Source organism: Ruegeria sp. HKCCD7221 (assembly GCF_013031225.1).
In the GTDB taxonomy this organism is placed as follows: domain Bacteria; phylum Pseudomonadota; class Alphaproteobacteria; order Rhodobacterales; family Rhodobacteraceae; genus Ruegeria.
Genome location: NZ_WPZE01000003.1, coordinates 17,487 through 32,378, shown reverse-complemented (window position 1 = coordinate 32,378; position 14,892 = coordinate 17,487). Strand labels below are relative to the sequence as shown.

Genomic DNA, 14,892 nt, shown 5'->3' with positions numbered 1-14,892 from the left:
TTTTGGGATCCCCGTGCTTTTCGGGAGCTTCCTTCCCGGCGAGGTTTTCCCCGCTCCTGAGCAGCCCGTAGCATTCTGTTATGGAAAAAGGGCGCAGGTTAACCCGCGCCCTTTTCTGTGGATTTTAGCGGAACGGCGGCGAGTACAGCAGACCGCCGTCGGTCCATTGTGCGTTCAGGCCACGTGCCAGACCGATCGGAGTTTCCTCACCGATGTTCTTGGCAAAGACTTCGCCATAGTTACCACCGGATTTGATCGCCTTCATAGCCCAGTCAGCGTCCAGACCCAGCATCTCGCCCAGCGTACCTTCGGTACCCAGCAGGCGGTTGACTTCAGGGTTGTCGGTGCCAGCGGCCATTTCGTCGATATTTGCCGAGGTCACGCCCAGTTCTTCAGCCGAGACCAGTGCGTTCAGAGTCCAACGGACAACGTCGCCCCACTCGTGATCGCCGTGACGGACCAGCGGGCCCAGCGGCTCTTTCGAGATGATTTCGGGCAGCAGGACGTGGTCACCGGGGTTTTCGAACGTGGCGCGGGTTGCGGCCAGGCCCGATGCGTCGGTGGTGTAAACGTCACACGCACCAGCCAGGTACTGCTGCTGCGCTTCAGCGTTGGTTTCGATCGGAACCGGCTCGTAGCTGATGTTGTTCGAGCGGAAGAAGTCCGCCAGGTTCAGCTCGGTGGTGGTGCCGGTCTGGATGCAGACGGTCGCGCCGTCCAGTTCTTTGGCCGAGCTTACGCCCAGTGCCTTGGGAACCATGAAGCCTTGACCATCGTAGTAGTTCACGCCCACGAATTCGAACTTCAGGTCGACGTCGCGGCTGAAGGTCCAGGTGGTGTTACGGGCCAGCATGTCGATCTCGCCTGAAGCCAGCGCGGTAAAGCGTGTCTTACCGGTGGTCGGAACGAATTCAACGGCGCTTGCGTCGCCCAGAACGGCTGCAGCAACTGCGCGGCACAGCGAGACGTCAAAGCCCTGCCATTCGCCATTCGCGTCGGGTGCGGCAAAGCCAACCAGACCGGTGGTCACACCGCAGTTCAGCTTACCGCGCGCTTTGACATCATCGACAGTCCCCGCTGCCGCTGCGCCTGCAGCAAGGCCGGCAACGGTTGCCACGCCCAAGATTACGGATTTTTTCATTTTTACCTCTTCCTGATTTTCCGCCCCGACTCTGGGACGGTTCTGTCCGGCACCTTTGGTACCAGAAAGGTTTCCCCAAAGGTGTCTCCCCTTTAGTGGGCTTGAGTTTGGGCGCATTCATAAACAAACGTCAAGGGTCGGATCAGCGAAAACGATGGTTCATCTTACAGATGTTCGGCACAGCGGCGGATTTTCAGGCGTAAGAGCTCAAACCGAGAGGTCGAAGAACCTTTTGGCGTGTAGAAATGCAGCCCTTTTGACTTCGGAGGCGGCGTGGGCCTCGTCGTCATGACCCCATTGTTCGATTTGCCACAACTCGTCCAACCTTGAGATTTGCCAGATGTCCTCGGCAGAGCGCCAGTCCGCAGCGGCTGCAAACCCCAGCACCAGCGACCCGGACAGGCTGACCAAGTCGTGGAAAGCGGCAAGCTGGAAGTTATTGAAATCATGGACACGTTGGCGCAATTCGTGCAAAGCCGATGCGACCTGGGGCTGATGCAAAACACCGGCGACCGGCAGCAAACGCGCCGCGAGCGCCTCGGCCGCCCAATCCAATGCCGGGTCCCACTGTTCGGCCTGCCGTTGCTGCAACTCCTGCGGGTGCGTGGCGCGATAGCATAACAGGTCCGAATCGCCGTAATCGGCCAGCATGTCCGCAACCTCGGAGTGCTGATGCTGGACCTTGTCGATGGCTGCGTTCGCCGAACGGGTAAACGGCATCGTGGTCGGGTCTACTTCTTTTTCCTGCGCGTCCCACTCGGCAGCGATTTCCTGCGCCATGGCTTGAGTGGGCACGATCAACCCTGCCTTGGCCGGCGTTTTGACGCGCCGACCATCCAATTCCACAGTAAACCCGCCTTCTGCGTCAACAACCGCGCTTTCGGTCCAGAATCGTTTCGGTTTCCAATCGCTCATCACTTCAGGTCCAGATTTGATCCAGCGCGCCCGGCAACTGGTCGAAGGTTTCGATTATGGTCGTGGCGGCATCAAGTGCAGGGCGCGTATGATACCCCCATGTCACACCGATGGCGGGGACACCCGCAGCCGCGGCCATATCCATGTCAAACCGGGTATCGCCGATCATGACCGTATTCACCGTCTCAACACCCGTTTCGGCCCGGGCCGTGTCAATCATCGACGGATGCGGTTTCGAAGGGTGGTGATCGGCGACCTGCCGCGTAACAAAATAACCTTGCAACTCGTACCCTTCGATCAGCGCATCCAAGCCGCGCTGAGATTTCCCGGTTGCAACGCCCAGCAAGACCTCGGGGATGGCGTGCAGCGCTTCGATTGCCTCTCGCGCACCAGGATAAAGCGGCGACCCTGCCATGCCCTGTTCCAGCCGATGCGCATGATAGGCTTGCTTATACCCTTCGACCAACCGCGCCTGATCCGCATCAGACTGAAGCGGCGCAAGCTGTGCGATGGCTTTGGGCAGCGACAGGCCAACGATGGACAAAATCGCCTTGCGGTCCGGCACCGGCAGGGACAGCGCGTCAAAACTGGCGGTCATCGCGCCGACGATACTGCCCTGACTGTCGACAAGGGTGCCGTCCACGTCGAACAGCACCAAACGCAAGGGTGCGCTCATTGCAGCTCCTCGAACGGGTCGTCGGCGGCCAGATCCTCGGTCCAGCCGAAGGTATCCCAGCTGTGTTTCATGTGGTCCGGCAAGGGGGCTTTTACGGTGATCGTCTTGCGTGTTACCGGATGCTGGAACGACGCCTGCCGCGCATGCAGGTGCAGCTTTTTGCTGATGATCCCGCCCAGTTGTGCGCCCCAACCGTCACCGAGGTTTTCCTGACCCGAACCGCCATATTTACCGTCACCGATAATCGGATGACCGATCGCGGCCATATGTGCCCGCAACTGATGCGTTCGACCGGTAATCGGCTCCATGGCCACCCACGCGGCGCGCCCTGCCACCCGGTAGAGAGTGGCATAGAGCGTATGCGCGCGTTTCGCACCCGGTGTATCGTTGACCTCATTCAGGTGAACGGCGACCATCTTTTCGCCTTCGCCCTGCTTTCCATGGCCCGACGCCTTGACCAGACCAGTCTTGATTTCGCCCAGATACGGCGTCGGCACCCCGGCCACCAACGCCCAATAAATCTTACGCGTATCGCGGTGGCGGAAGGCTGCGGTCAGGCCCTTGGCGGCTTCGCGTGTGCGTGCCATCAGCAGAACGCCGGAGGTGTCCTTATCCAACCGATGAACCAAACGCGGATTTTCGTCATAGCCAAACCTCAGTGCTTCGGACAGGCTGTCCACATGGCGGGTTTGGCCGCTGCCGCCCTGCACAGGCAAGCCATGGGGTTTGTTCAACGCCAGCACGTGATCGTCGCGGTAAATCACGCAGGATTGGATCATCTTGGCGTCCGCGTCGGAAACCCAGCGTTTAACTTCGGCCGGTTTGTGATCAACGTCGGGCAGAGGGGGGACACGCACAACTTGTCCAGCCTCAAGCCGGGTCGAGGCTTTGACCCGGCCACCTTCCACACGCAATTCACCCTTGCGGCACATCTTCTCGATACGGCCCTGACTGACATGTGGGAACAGACGGCGCAGCCAGCGATCCAACCGCTGGTCTCCGTCACCTTCTGCCACGGTGATCATCTGTACGCCGCTCATGCCAATATCCCCTGCGCCGCGCGGTGATCCCGCGCGAAATGCGTATCATTCAGTGCCATAGAAAACATGCGCGTCTGTGGCGTGCCCAACCGCAAGAGTCAAGCGGGCGTTAGCCGTTGCGTTGCGCGCGAAGCTTGGCGAAATATTCCAGTCGCTTTTTCAACTCGCGCTCGAAGCCGCGTTCGACAGGTTGATAGAGATCAGGCCGCTGCATGCCGTCCGGAAAATAATTCTGACCGGAAAACCCGTCTTCGGCATCGTGGTCATAAGCATAGCCCGCGCCATAGCCCTGATCCTTCATCAGGGATGTTGGGGCATTCAGAATGTGCTTGGGCGGGGGCTCGCTGCCGGATTGTTTGGCCAGCCGCATGGCGGCCTTGTACCCTACATAAGCGCCGTTCGATTTGGGCGCCAAGGCCAGATAGACCAGCGCCTGTGCCAAGGCCAATTCCCCCTCCGGGCTGCCAAGACGTTCATAGGTTTCCCATGATTGCAGGCATATCGCCTGAGCCTGCGGGTCAGCCAACCCGATATCTTCAACCGCCATCCGGGTGATACGGCGCGCCAGATATCGAGGATCCTCGCCCCCCGTCAGCATCCGCGCAAACCAGTACAAAGCCGCGTCGGGGTCGGACCCCCGCACGGATTTGTGCAGCGCCGAGATCAGGTTGTAGTGCTCATCACCGGACTTGTCGTATTTTGCGGCCCGACGCATCAGCCTTGTGGACAAGGCACCCGGGTCCAGCGGCGCATCAACCTGCCATGCCGCAACCTGTTCGATCAGATTCAACAAAGCCCGACCATCGCCATCCGCCATTTCCTGAAGCGCTTCACGGGCAGTACCCGTCAGAGGCAATGCCCGGTCCAATTCTTTTTCGGCACGTTGGGTCAGATGCTCCAGATCAGACAGGCTCAGACGCTCAAGCACCAGAACCTGCGATCGGCTCAGAAGGGCCGCGTTCAGTTCGAAAGAGGGATTTTCGGTCGTGGCCCCGACCAACAGGATCGTTCCGTCCTCCATATGCGGAAGAAACCCATCCTGCTGCGCCTTGTTGAACCGATGAATCTCATCCACGAACAAAAGCGTGCCCTGCCCATTCTGACGCCGTATCTTCGCGGCCTCGAACACTTTTTTCAGATCCGGAACGCCGGTAAATATTGCGCTGATCTGAACAAAATGCAGGTCCGTTTCCTGCGCAAGCAACCGCGCGATTGTGGTTTTTCCAACACCCGGCGGCCCCCAGAATATCAGGCTCGACAAACTACCTGACGCCAGCATGACGCCCAATGGCGCGTTGGGGCCCAGAACCTGCTGCTGCCCGATTACCTCGGACAGCGTTTGCGGCCGCAGGCGATCTGCCAGCGGTCGGTGCGGGCTTGCTGTGGGTTGGGTGGACCCGGTATCGAACAGATCGCTCATCGCGTCACAGCCTGAATCGCAAAGATACAGCGCGCCCACCGCGCAGGATATCAAATTGCAGCCTGCGGCCCGGATCGGTTAGCGCGTCGACCAGATCGTCGGGATGCTGAATGTCCTGACCGTTGACGATGTTGACCACATCGCCCGCACGCAGACCGGACCGCCCGCCATAAGGGCCGGGATCAACCACGACGACCCCGGTCTGTGACAACAGCAAACCCATCCGTGAAATCACTGCCGGATTGATGCGCGACACCTCTAAACCGGGCATGACCGTTTGATCATCCAGCGTAGTTTCGTCGGCTGTTGGTGTTTCCGGGGCTTTGATCAGCGCGATCTCAATCTCTTCGCTGCTGTCGCCGCGCAACAGGGTAAGAACCGATGTTCCGCCAACACCCGCGACAGACATCCGAAACTTCATCTCGGCGGGTGAGTTCACCTCATCCCCGTCAACATGGGTCACGACGTCACCAACACGCAATCCAGCCTCGGCCAAAGGACTCAGTCCGTGCAGGTCCGAGATCACGACGCCCTGCGGGATGACAAGCCCCAGAGACTCGGCGATATCGGCGCTCATATGCTGCCCGGCCATCCCTGCCCATGGGCTTACAAAGCTGTCATTGCCGGACTGCGCTTGCCGCAGAAACTCGGCCACCAGATTAGCAGGGATGGCAAAGCCGATGCCGTTCGACCCGCCGGATCGCGTCAGGATAGACGTATTGATCCCGATAAGGTTCCCGTTCACGTCGATCAATGCGCCGCCCGAGTTGCCGGGATTGATCGCAGCATCCGTCTGAATGAAGTAGCCCCGCGCATTGCCCGTCGCAGTACCCGTGCGCGCCAGCCCTGAAATAATCCCCGACGAAACGGTCTGCCCTACTCCAAACGGGTTTCCGATGGCCAATGCCAGCTCTCCGACCTCGACCTGATCGGAATCGCGCATCTGAAGGTATGGCAGGTCCGTCGCATCCTCCAGCCGCAAAATGGCGATGTCACTTTCCTTGTCACCTAATACAACCTGCGCCGAGTATTCGCGGCGGTCTGTTGTCACGACACGAATCTCGGTTGCCATTCCGACGACATGGTAATTCGACACCACGTAGCCATCGTCTGACAGGATCACACCGGACCCCAATGAGTTCTGGACCCGTTGACGAGGTTCCGAGAATCCGCGACCGAAAAAGTCCTGAAAGAACGGGTCAGAAAACAGGGTGTTCGCACGCCCCTGACGGATGATCTTGGCATAGATATTCACGACAGCCGGCGACGCCTGCTTCACGACCGGCGCAAATCCCAATGAGATTTCGGCCTGTGACTTGGGAACACGGGTTTCTGCCGCAGCAAAAGACGCGCACGCTATGAAAAGTGCGAAAAGGGACGGGCGGAGCATGGTTTCCTCGACCTGCAAATCTCAGATGGATATGCGGCTCCGTGCGCCGTAATGCAAGCGCCGACGCACGAAGATGGCGGCTTCGGTGCCTGGGCTGAACGTTAGAAAAGGACGCCTCGGCGTTCACTGGTGGCGCGTCATTCTGTCGGTGACCAATCTGGGCCGGGATCATAGGTCTCGATATCTGCGCTCAGGTTCAGCGTTTCCGGCCCCAAGTCAGCCTCGTATACGATCCCGTTTTCGCCCACTAGGAACGAGTGTATGCCCGTCTCGCCATAATCCGCCGGAACCGCGAGCATCGCGTGACCGGCCACGAACCTGTCGCCGACCATATAAGAATAAGCGCCACCGGGGGCACTTGGCCCCTGCCCCTGCAAGATCGTGTAATAGTAGCCAAGAAACGGCTCGGCGTCGTAATCCGCTTCGCCGTCGCTCCATCCGGATGCCGCGGCCCTTGCAAGGGCTGCACCGACAAAACTGTCCTCATCCGGCCAGAATAGCCCGTTGCGCGCGCCCGGATCGGCAATGATGTTGCGTGCAAATTCCATGACACCGTCGCCGTCGTGATCGACCAGCCGGAACGCCGCCTGCAGATCAACATAGGCTTCGAGCAGGTCGATCACTTCCAGCTCGTTCAGGCCAATCTCACGCGCGGCGACTTCTTCAGCGCCCGCTTCGATGTCGAATTGCCAAGCCTCTGCGCTGCGCAGGATCGGGATAGGGAAAGGCCAGCTATCCTCGCCCAAGAGGATCACAACCCCGTCGTTTTCAGGCTGAAAGCGATAGCCCTCGGCGTACATGGCCAGCACCTCACGCCGCCTTTGCTTGTCCTCAGCAGGATCGCCAGAGCCAATCAGATCTTCGGCTTCAGGCCCAAAAATGTCCAGAATGGCATTGTGATCATCCGACCTGAGAGCATCCAAAAACGCGTCCAGCGCCGACTGAGGCGTGTCAAATCGCGTGCCCTCGGACATTGCCAGACCAGCAGATGCGAGAAGAAAGAATACAGAAACAACCGCTTTGCGCATATTACCTTCTCCGTGCTCCCTTGGCCGCGTGTCCACGTTTCGACGCGCTTTTGGCCCTGTTACCAGAGGATTTCTTTTTCATGGCCGCGCCCTTGGCAGCAGATGGCTTCCGCTGAGTCGTCGCCGGTTTCTTGGCCTGAGGTTTCTTGACGCTTTGTGGCTTCTGCTTGACCGGTTTCTTGGCAGCGTCCGGCCTTTGCTTAGTGCGGTCAATGGCCTGCTGCTTGGCGGCGGCCCTGTCCCCGTCCACGTTGCCACGGTTCACCTTCGGCAGTTGCTTGTCGCCGCCACGGTTGGCCAAAGCACTTCCGGCGACGGCTCCGGCACCAGCGCCGGCAGCAACGGCAGCGGCGCGATCACGACTGATATCCGCCGCACCGGATTCCCGGCTTAGCTTGGCTCGCAGTTCATCCGTCCGCCCGTCCGGTCGGTTGACAGGTAAATCGCCGCGCCCGCCTTCAGGCCTTTTGTGATCCGATATCTTGTCGCGCGCTTGTTCTTTCCGCTCGGGGTCCGGAGTCCAACCGATATCCGTCCGGTCGCCCCGGTCAATCTCATTACCGATATTGATATTACCATCCACATCAATGTCGATGTCGGGGTTTCTGACGATGGGTTGACCGTTCCATCCACCACAATTCCGGCAGCCCCAGTAGTCATTCCAATCGTCATCGTCGTCAAAGATTTCGTCAATCAGGGCAACGGCCCCAAATGTCAGCAGCGCGGTTCCGATCACGTCCCCGGTCGAGGGACCGGTGTAGACGGTCTGCGGATCATATTGCGGGACATAAACCGTTTCCGTGTTCGTCGGCGTGATCACTACCGTTTCGTCTTCGGTCACCTCGACGGTTTGTTCCGGCCCCGAGACCAGCGCGCCACTGTCAATCGCCTGATCCCGCATGACCTGTACGGCGTCCATCACATCATCGGACTGAGCCAGCATTGCCGTCCCCATAGTCTCGGTCCAGTCGATATGCGTAGCCATCTGCCCTACAACTTCGGGGAAGGCCGTTGCCAGTACGCTGACGGAAGGATCCCACCCCATGGCGTCAATCTCTGACTCCAGCTCTGTTGGATCGCGATCGGCGTTGTCCAGCAGGAACCGCTCGGCCTTAACGATCTCCAACGGTTGGGTGGCCGCCACGAAAATCTGGATGAGTAACGTGTCGGGATACAGCGCAACCGGCGCGACCAGCGTTTGCAGTTCGGCGTCGGTCAACAGGGTATCGTCGGTCTGCGCATCCTGAGATGCCTCCTGCGCAAACATAGAAACCGGTGCGCAAAACCCGAGTAATAGGACAAGATATCTAAACATATTGCGATCCTTCAATTGAACCAAGGATCGCCCAAGTTAATGATTCTGGCAACAAAACCGCTTTTTGGCCGCCAAAACGAAAAAACCCCCACGCCTGTAGCGCAGGGGTTTCGTTCAGAAAGACGGGCTTTCTTATTCTTCGTCTGCGGCTTCTTCAGCAGCAACGCGGGCTTTGTCAGCCGCACCTTTGGCGTCGACGTCACGATCAACGAATTCGATGATCGCCATCGGTGCCATGTCGCCATAGCGGAAGCCAGCTTTCAGGATGCGGACATAACCGCCCTGACGCTCGGCATAGCGGGGGCCCAGAACTTCGAACAGCTTTGCGACGTCCTTGTCTTCTTTCAGCTGTGCTGCGGCCTGACGGCGAGCGTGCAGGTCGCCGCGCTTGCCCAGAGTGACCAGCTTTTCGATGATCGGGCGCAGTTCTTTCGCCTTGGGCAGAGTTGTTTTGATTTGCTCATGCTCGATGAGCGAGCCAGCCATGTTCGCAAACAGAGCCTTACGGTGCTCATGAGTACGGTTCAGGCGGCGGTAACCACGTGCGTGACGCATTTTTCAATTCCTATCTTGCGTTTTGCTTTGTCTGGCCGGCGATGCGTGTCACCGGCTCTCCTTGGGGCGGAAGTGCCCATTTTGTCCCCGGCAGCTCGGGCATTGGAGAAGACGCGCTTAAAACGCGTCTTCGAATTTCTTCGCCAGATCTTCGATATTGTCGGGCGGCCAGTCCTCGACATCCATGCCGAGGTGCAGACCCATGCCGGACAGCACTTCTTTGATCTCGTTCAGCGACTTGCGGCCGAAGTTCGGGGTGCGCAGCATCTCGGCTTCGGTCTTCTGGATCAGGTCGCCGATATAGACGATGTTGTCGTTCTTCAGGCAGTTTGCCGAACGGACCGACAGTTCCAGCTCGTCCACTTTCTTCAGCAGCAGCGGGTTGAACTCCAGACCATCGTCCTCGTCCTGGCGGCCAGCCGATTCCGGCTCGTCGAAGTTGACGAAGATCGACAGTTGATCCTGCAGGATACGAGCGGCAAAGGCCAACGCATCTTCCGGCGTGATCGAACCGTCGGTTTCGATCTTCAGGGTCAGCTTGTCATAGTCCAGAACCTGACCTTCACGGGTCGGCTGAACGTCGTAGGCAACCTTCTTGACCGGCGAATAGATCGCGTCGATTGGGATCAGACCGATAGGCGCGTCTTCCGGCTTGTTCTTCTCAGCCGAGACATAGCCCTTACCGGTGTTGACGGTCAGTTCCATGAACAGGTCGGCGCCATCGTCCAGGTGGCAGATGACGTGATCGCGGTTCAGAACCTCAATGCCGGCGCTTTCGCTGATGTCGCCAGCGGTGACAACGGCTGGGCCTTTGGCATTGATCGACAGGCGCTTGGGGCCTTCGACTTCCATGCGCAGGGCAACCTGCTTGAGGTTCAGGATGATGTCGGTGACGTCTTCGCGGACACCTGCGACCGACGAAAACTCATGCAGAACGTTGTCGATCTGAACGCTGGTGATGGCCGCACCTTGCAGGCTGCTCATCAGAACGCGGCGCAGCGCGTTGCCCAGAGTCAGACCAAAGCCACGCTCCAGCGGTTCAGCGACCAGAGTCGCCTGACGCGCAGGGTCGTTGCCCGGCTTGCCGTCCAGCTGGGTCGGCTTGATCAATTCTGCCCAATTCTTGTGGATCATGTAATCCCTCCATTCCTGTCCGCGCCCCATGACCAACAAGGTGCAGACGCCCGAGGTTCAAAATGACGTGCTGGGGCCGCGCAAAAACGCAGCCCCAGCTGAATTCAAAATCGCTCAGACGCGGCGACGCTTCGGCGGGCGGCAGCCGTTGTGAGCAATCGGAGTCACGTCGCGGATCGACGTGATGTTGAAGCCCACGGCAGCCAGCGCGCGCAGAGCCGATTCACGACCCGAACCGGGGCCCTGAACTTCGACTTCCAGCGTCTTAACGCCATGTTCCTGCGCCTTCTTGCCTGCATCTTCTGCAGCCATCTGAGCGGCGTAGGGTGTCGATTTCCGCGACCCTTTGAAGCCCATGGTACCGGCAGACGACCACGAAATGGCGTTGCCCTGTACGTCCGAGATCAGGATCTTGGTGTTGTTGAAGGTCGAGTTCACATGGGCAACGCCCGATGCGATGTTCTTACGCTCTTTGCGCTTAACGCGAGTCTTGTCACGTGCCATCAGTCAGACCCTCCCTTATTTCTTCTTACCAGCGATGGCCTTTGCGGGGCCTTTGCGGGTACGAGCGTTGGTGTGGGTGCGCTGACCGCGAACCGGCAGGTTGCGGCGGTGACGCAGACCGCGGTAGCAGCCCAGGTCCATCAGGCGCTTGACGTTCATCTGAACTTCGCGGCGCAGATCGCCTTCGACGGTGAAGTTTTCGTCGATGAATTCGCGAATTTTCAGAACTTCGGCATCGGACAGTTCGTTGACGCGACGGGTCGCTTCAATGCCCACAGCGTCGCAGATCGCTTTGGCCGAGGTGTTGCCGATTCCGGTGATATATGTGAGGGCGATAGGTACCCGCTTTGCAGTCGGGATGTTTACGCCGGCAATACGTGCCACGTGTCACTTTCCTTTTCGTTGCGGTTCCGTAGCTCCAGAACCTTTTTTCACAACGCTTGACCGTGGCAGTGTCGCCATTGGGCCCAGCATTATTCGAGGTGGTCGGGGCAGTTGGGACGAATCCCGCCTGCGGTCTTGATTCCCTATAGGGATGGGGGTCGATATGGGCTTTTGACGCTGTCGTCAAGCCCATATTCAAATGCCGATCGCTCAGGCGTCGAGCACAGCTGCGATCGCGCCCTGAACCTCATCAATTTCACCCAAACCATCCACCCAGGACAGGTTGCCCTTGGCGTGGTAATAGCCGATCAGCATCGAGGTCTTCTTGTAGTATTCCATCAGACGGGTCTTGAGGCTTTCCTCATTGTCGTCCGCGCGGCGTTTAAAGTCATTTTGCTTGCCGCAGTTGGTGCATTTCCCATCTGCCGGGATCGGTTTGGTGATGTCGTTATAGACCTCACCGCAACCAGCACAGGTCGACCGGGCCGTGATCCGCGCGACCAGAGCGTCATCGTTGACCTCCATCGCGATGACAGCATCCAGAGACTCACCCGTGCTGTCCAGCAACTCACCCAGCGCGTCAGCCTGGGCCAACGTGCGCGGGAAACCGTCAAAGATGAAACCACCTTTGGCACCCTGCTCCAGTTTTTCGCGGATCAGACCAATCACGATCTCATCCGTGACCAACTCACCCTTGGCCATCACTTCGGCCACGCGGTTGCCCATCTCGGTACCGCTGTCCTTGGCCTCGCGCAGCATGTCGCCGGTGCTCAGCTGGACCATGCCGCGTGTTTCCACCAAGTGGCGCGCCTGCGTCCCTTTACCTGCCCCCGGGGGGCCCAACAAAATAATGTTCATCGACGAGCGGGTCCCTTCCTGCCGCGTTTCTTACCTTTACCGCGCAACTGGGACTTTTCAATAAGCCCTTCGTACTGGTGCGCCAGCAGGTGGCTCTGGACCTGTTGGATCGTGTCCATGGTCACAGAGACGATAATCAGAACCGAGGTGCCGCCGAAATAGAACGGGATGGCGAACTGGTTCCGCAGAATTTCAGGCAGCAAACACACCGCCGCCAGATACGCCGAACCCAGAACCAGAACGCGGTTGACCACATATTCCAAATATTCAGCGGTTTTCTTGCCCGGACGGATACCCGGAACAAAGCCATTCTGCTTTTTCAGGTTATCCGCCACATCGTCCGGTTTGAACGAAACGTTGAACGTATAGAAATAGGCAAAGAACACGATCATCGAAGCGAAGAACAACAGGTACAAAGGTTGTCCGGGGCCAAAGTTGGCCAGCAGCCATGACATGATCGGCCCGTTGGTTGCACCTGACGAAAAGGTCGAGATGGTCACCGGCAGAAGCAACAACGAGCTGGCAAAGATCGCCGGGATCACGCCTGCCGGGTTTACCTTGACCGGAAGGTGGCTGGAGCCGCCCTCATAGATCTTCATACCGGCCTGACGGCGCGGGTATTGAATGTGGATTTTACGCAGGGCGCGCTCCATGAATACCACAAAGGTAATCACGGCAATCACCATCACGATCACACCGATGATCACTGCAGGGCTGATCGCGCCCGAGCGGCCCGAGGCAAAGAACTGCGCCAGAGCAGCCGGAACTTCGGCAATGATGCCCACGAAGATGATCAGAGAGATACCGTTGCCGATGCCGCGTGCGGTGATCTGTTCACCCAGCCACATCAGGAACATCGTACCACCGACCAGCGTGATCATGGTCGACAGACGGAAGAACAGGCCCGGATCGGTTGCCAGATCGCCCGATTCCAGTGAAACGGCCAGACCATAAGCCTGTACGGTGGCCAGTGCCACGGTGCCGAAACGGGTATATTGGTTGATCTTCTTGCGCCCCTGCTCGCCCTCTTTCTTGAGCTGTTCGAGCGCGGGAACCATAGATGTCAGCAGCTGCACGATGATCGAGGCTGAAATGTAGGGCATAATGCCAAGGGCAAAGATACCCATCCGCCCAAGCGCCCCGCCGGTGAACATCGAAACCATGCCGCCGATGCCCTGCCCCGCTTGCTCCATGAACTCGCGCAATGCTTGGCCGTCGATGCCCGGAACCGGAATGAAGGTGCCCAGACGATAGACGATCAGCAATGCAAGCGTGAACAAGATGCGGTTGCGCAGATCGGTGGCTTTACCAAGGGCAGACCAGCTTGTGTTGGCTGCCATTTGTTCTGCTGCTGATACCATAAATCGGTCTCTCTTATGAAAACACCGCCCGGAACCGTTTTCCGGCTCGGGCGGCGTCTTGGAAAACTCTGAGGTCTATGTAAGCGGGTCTTGGCCCGCTCACAAGCGCTTACTCTACCGCAGCGGCTTTTGTGACCTTAAGTGAGCCGCCCGCTTTCTCAACTGCTTCAACAGCAGACTTCGAAGCACCGGTGACTTCCAGGTTCACTTTGGCGCTGATTTCACCTTTGGCCAGAACGCGGACACCGTCCAGCTTTCGACGAACCAGACCGGATTCAACCAGTACATCTTCGGTGATCGCAGCTTTAGCGTCCAGTTTGCCGGCATCGACGAATTTCTGGATCAGGCCCAGGTTGATAACGGCGAATTCCTTACGGTTCGGCTTGTTGAAGCCACGCTTGGGCAGGCGTTGGTACAGCGGCATCTGGCCACCTTCGTAGCCATTGATGGCCACACCCGAACGGGATTTCTGGCCTTTGATACCACGGCCACCCATTTTACCCTTGCCAGAACCGGGACCACGGCCAACGCGGGTCCGTTTCGGTGCAGCGCCGGGATTATCGCGCAATTCGTGCAGTTTCATATCGCTTCTCCTAAGCCGGATGTGACCCCCGAAGCGTGATGGGCCAAACACGGCGTTTCTTGGTTTTGATTCTCGTGGACGCAATGCCACCGGGGCGGGTTACAGCGTCGCGTTGCAGGATGCAAGTTTTGTTGTCCCCAATGTTCAAGATTTCGGGAAAAACAAACAAGCTCGCCGCCTAAAACCCAAAAGAGACGCCAATTGGCGCCTCTGGGTCAGGTCAACGGTCTGATCAGTTTATCAGCAGTAGACATGCTTTTGAGCGATATCGCGGATATCGCACCGACGCACACCGATATCGTTTAACTCACGGTCCGACAGGCTTTGCAGCTCTGAATAGGTGCGGTTGTACTCGGCACGCAGGGTATAAGCCTCTTTGATGCGAGCGACGAGCGTTGCGATGCGGGCGTTCAGGCCAAAGCCTTCGCGGGTGTATGTTGCAGTATTTGCCATAGTTCATTTCCTTTCTAAGCCCGAAGCGAATTCCCCGGGATACTGATTGCGTTCCTGTTTGGGACACGGCTCAGATAAGGAGGGCGGGTATCGCTAACAACGGATGTTTCGGTCTATCCGCTATGCGTTGGGGGA

At 58.4% G+C, this 14,892-nt stretch carries 16 protein-coding genes; all 16 read right to left on the bottom strand.

Translation table 11 applies throughout. The features are described 5' to 3' along the window. Positions 1-124: 124 nt before the first annotated feature. The 16 genes from GOX73_RS09220 to GOX73_RS09145 all read right to left on the bottom strand — a co-directional run bounded on the left by GOX73_RS09220 (position 125) and on the right by GOX73_RS09145 (position 14,757). Complete coding sequence (locus tag GOX73_RS09220; protein WP_171126054.1) at positions 125-1,141, bottom strand: amino acid ABC transporter substrate-binding protein; 1,017 nt, start codon at positions 1,139-1,141, stop codon at positions 125-127. Positions 1,142-1,348: 207 nt separating this feature from the next. After that, positions 1,349-2,056 (bottom strand): ATP12 family chaperone protein, encoded by a 708-nt coding sequence (locus GOX73_RS09215; RefSeq protein ID WP_171127079.1) that lies wholly within the window; start codon positions 2,054-2,056, stop codon positions 1,349-1,351. A gap of 4 nt (positions 2,057-2,060) precedes the next feature. Further along, a complete protein-coding gene (locus tag GOX73_RS09210; protein WP_171127078.1) occupies positions 2,061-2,732 on the bottom strand; it encodes an HAD-IA family hydrolase in 672 nt (223 codons plus the stop codon). After that, positions 2,729-3,772 (bottom strand): RluA family pseudouridine synthase, encoded by a 1,044-nt coding sequence (locus tag GOX73_RS09205; protein ID WP_171127077.1) that lies wholly within the window; start codon positions 3,770-3,772, stop codon positions 2,729-2,731. The genes GOX73_RS09210 and GOX73_RS09205 overlap by 4 nt, the downstream gene beginning before the upstream one ends. A 109-nt stretch (positions 3,773-3,881) precedes the next feature. Next, positions 3,882-5,192 carry a replication-associated recombination protein A gene (locus GOX73_RS09200; RefSeq protein ID WP_171127076.1) on the bottom strand — a complete coding sequence of 437 codons (1,311 nt, stop codon included), beginning with the start codon at positions 5,190-5,192 and terminating at the stop codon, positions 3,882-3,884. A gap of 4 nt (positions 5,193-5,196) precedes the next feature. Then, the gene (locus tag GOX73_RS09195; RefSeq protein WP_171127075.1) at positions 5,197-6,582 is read right to left on the bottom strand and encodes a trypsin-like peptidase domain-containing protein; all 1,386 of its coding nucleotides are present in this window, start codon (positions 6,580-6,582) and stop codon (positions 5,197-5,199) included. A gap of 137 nt (positions 6,583-6,719) precedes the next feature. Further along, positions 6,720-7,610: a DUF2950 family protein gene (locus tag GOX73_RS09190; RefSeq protein WP_171127074.1), complete on the bottom strand. Its 891-nt coding sequence runs from the start codon at positions 7,608-7,610 to the stop codon at positions 6,720-6,722. Position 7,611: 1 nt separating this feature from the next. Beyond that, complete coding sequence (locus GOX73_RS09185; protein ID WP_171127073.1) at positions 7,612-8,925, bottom strand: DUF3300 domain-containing protein; 1,314 nt, start codon at positions 8,923-8,925, stop codon at positions 7,612-7,614. 132 nt (positions 8,926-9,057) lie between these two features. Then, complete coding sequence (gene rplQ / locus GOX73_RS09180; RefSeq protein WP_039538314.1) at positions 9,058-9,480, bottom strand: 50S ribosomal protein L17; 423 nt, start codon at positions 9,478-9,480, stop codon at positions 9,058-9,060. 117 nt (positions 9,481-9,597) lie between these two features. After that, positions 9,598-10,614, bottom strand: a complete 1,017-nt coding sequence (locus tag GOX73_RS09175) for a DNA-directed RNA polymerase subunit alpha (RefSeq protein ID WP_170403678.1) — start codon at positions 10,612-10,614, stop codon at positions 9,598-9,600. A 114-nt stretch (positions 10,615-10,728) separates the two neighbouring features. Further along, positions 10,729-11,118: a 30S ribosomal protein S11 gene (gene rpsK / locus GOX73_RS09170; RefSeq protein ID WP_008757289.1), complete on the bottom strand. Its 390-nt coding sequence runs from the start codon at positions 11,116-11,118 to the stop codon at positions 10,729-10,731. A gap of 15 nt (positions 11,119-11,133) precedes the next feature. Then, on the bottom strand, positions 11,134-11,502 hold the full coding sequence (rpsM, locus tag GOX73_RS09165) for a 30S ribosomal protein S13 (RefSeq protein WP_171126038.1): 369 nt from the start codon (positions 11,500-11,502) through the stop codon (positions 11,134-11,136). Positions 11,503-11,712: 210 nt separating this feature from the next. Beyond that, the gene (locus tag GOX73_RS09160; RefSeq protein WP_171127072.1) at positions 11,713-12,360 is read right to left on the bottom strand and encodes an adenylate kinase; all 648 of its coding nucleotides are present in this window, start codon (positions 12,358-12,360) and stop codon (positions 11,713-11,715) included. Then, positions 12,357-13,721 carry a preprotein translocase subunit SecY gene (secY, locus tag GOX73_RS09155; protein WP_171126034.1) on the bottom strand — a complete coding sequence of 455 codons (1,365 nt, stop codon included), beginning with the start codon at positions 13,719-13,721 and terminating at the stop codon, positions 12,357-12,359. Before secY ends, GOX73_RS09160 begins: the two co-directional genes overlap by 4 nt. A gap of 109 nt (positions 13,722-13,830) precedes the next feature. Then, the gene (gene rplO, locus GOX73_RS09150; protein ID WP_171127071.1) at positions 13,831-14,304 is read right to left on the bottom strand and encodes a 50S ribosomal protein L15; all 474 of its coding nucleotides are present in this window, start codon (positions 14,302-14,304) and stop codon (positions 13,831-13,833) included. Between the two features lie 240 nt (positions 14,305-14,544). Continuing rightward, positions 14,545-14,757: a DUF1127 domain-containing protein gene (locus GOX73_RS09145; RefSeq protein WP_171126031.1), complete on the bottom strand. Its 213-nt coding sequence runs from the start codon at positions 14,755-14,757 to the stop codon at positions 14,545-14,547. Positions 14,758-14,892: the final 135 nt, after the last annotated feature.

Coding starts and splice junctions, on each gene's coding strand:
- GOX73_RS09215 (WP_171127079.1), bottom strand. CDS start 2,056: ATGAGCGATTGGAAACCGAAACGATTCTGGACCGAAAGCGCGGTTGTT.
- GOX73_RS09200 (WP_171127076.1), bottom strand. CDS start 5,192: ATGAGCGATCTGTTCGATACCGGGTCCACCCAACCCACAGCAAGCCCG.
- GOX73_RS09145 (WP_171126031.1), bottom strand. CDS start 14,757: ATGGCAAATACTGCAACATACACCCGCGAAGGCTTTGGCCTGAACGCC.
- GOX73_RS09210 (WP_171127078.1), bottom strand. CDS start 2,732: ATGAGCGCACCCTTGCGTTTGGTGCTGTTCGACGTGGACGGCACCCTT.
- GOX73_RS09175 (WP_170403678.1), bottom strand. CDS start 10,614: ATGATCCACAAGAATTGGGCAGAATTGATCAAGCCGACCCAGCTGGAC.
- GOX73_RS09190 (WP_171127074.1), bottom strand. CDS start 7,610: ATGCGCAAAGCGGTTGTTTCTGTATTCTTTCTTCTCGCATCTGCTGGT.
- rplQ (WP_039538314.1), bottom strand. CDS start 9,480: ATGCGTCACGCACGTGGTTACCGCCGCCTGAACCGTACTCATGAGCAC.
- GOX73_RS09205 (WP_171127077.1), bottom strand. CDS start 3,772: ATGAGCGGCGTACAGATGATCACCGTGGCAGAAGGTGACGGAGACCAG.
- rplO (WP_171127071.1), bottom strand. CDS start 14,304: ATGAAACTGCACGAATTGCGCGATAATCCCGGCGCTGCACCGAAACGG.
- secY (WP_171126034.1), bottom strand. CDS start 13,721: ATGGTATCAGCAGCAGAACAAATGGCAGCCAACACAAGCTGGTCTGCC.
- GOX73_RS09185 (WP_171127073.1), bottom strand. CDS start 8,925: ATGTTTAGATATCTTGTCCTATTACTCGGGTTTTGCGCACCGGTTTCT.
- GOX73_RS09195 (WP_171127075.1), bottom strand. CDS start 6,582: ATGCTCCGCCCGTCCCTTTTCGCACTTTTCATAGCGTGCGCGTCTTTT.
- GOX73_RS09220 (WP_171126054.1), bottom strand. CDS start 1,141: ATGAAAAAATCCGTAATCTTGGGCGTGGCAACCGTTGCCGGCCTTGCT.
- rpsK (WP_008757289.1), bottom strand. CDS start 11,118: ATGGCACGTGACAAGACTCGCGTTAAGCGCAAAGAGCGTAAGAACATC.
- GOX73_RS09160 (WP_171127072.1), bottom strand. CDS start 12,360: ATGAACATTATTTTGTTGGGCCCCCCGGGGGCAGGTAAAGGGACGCAG.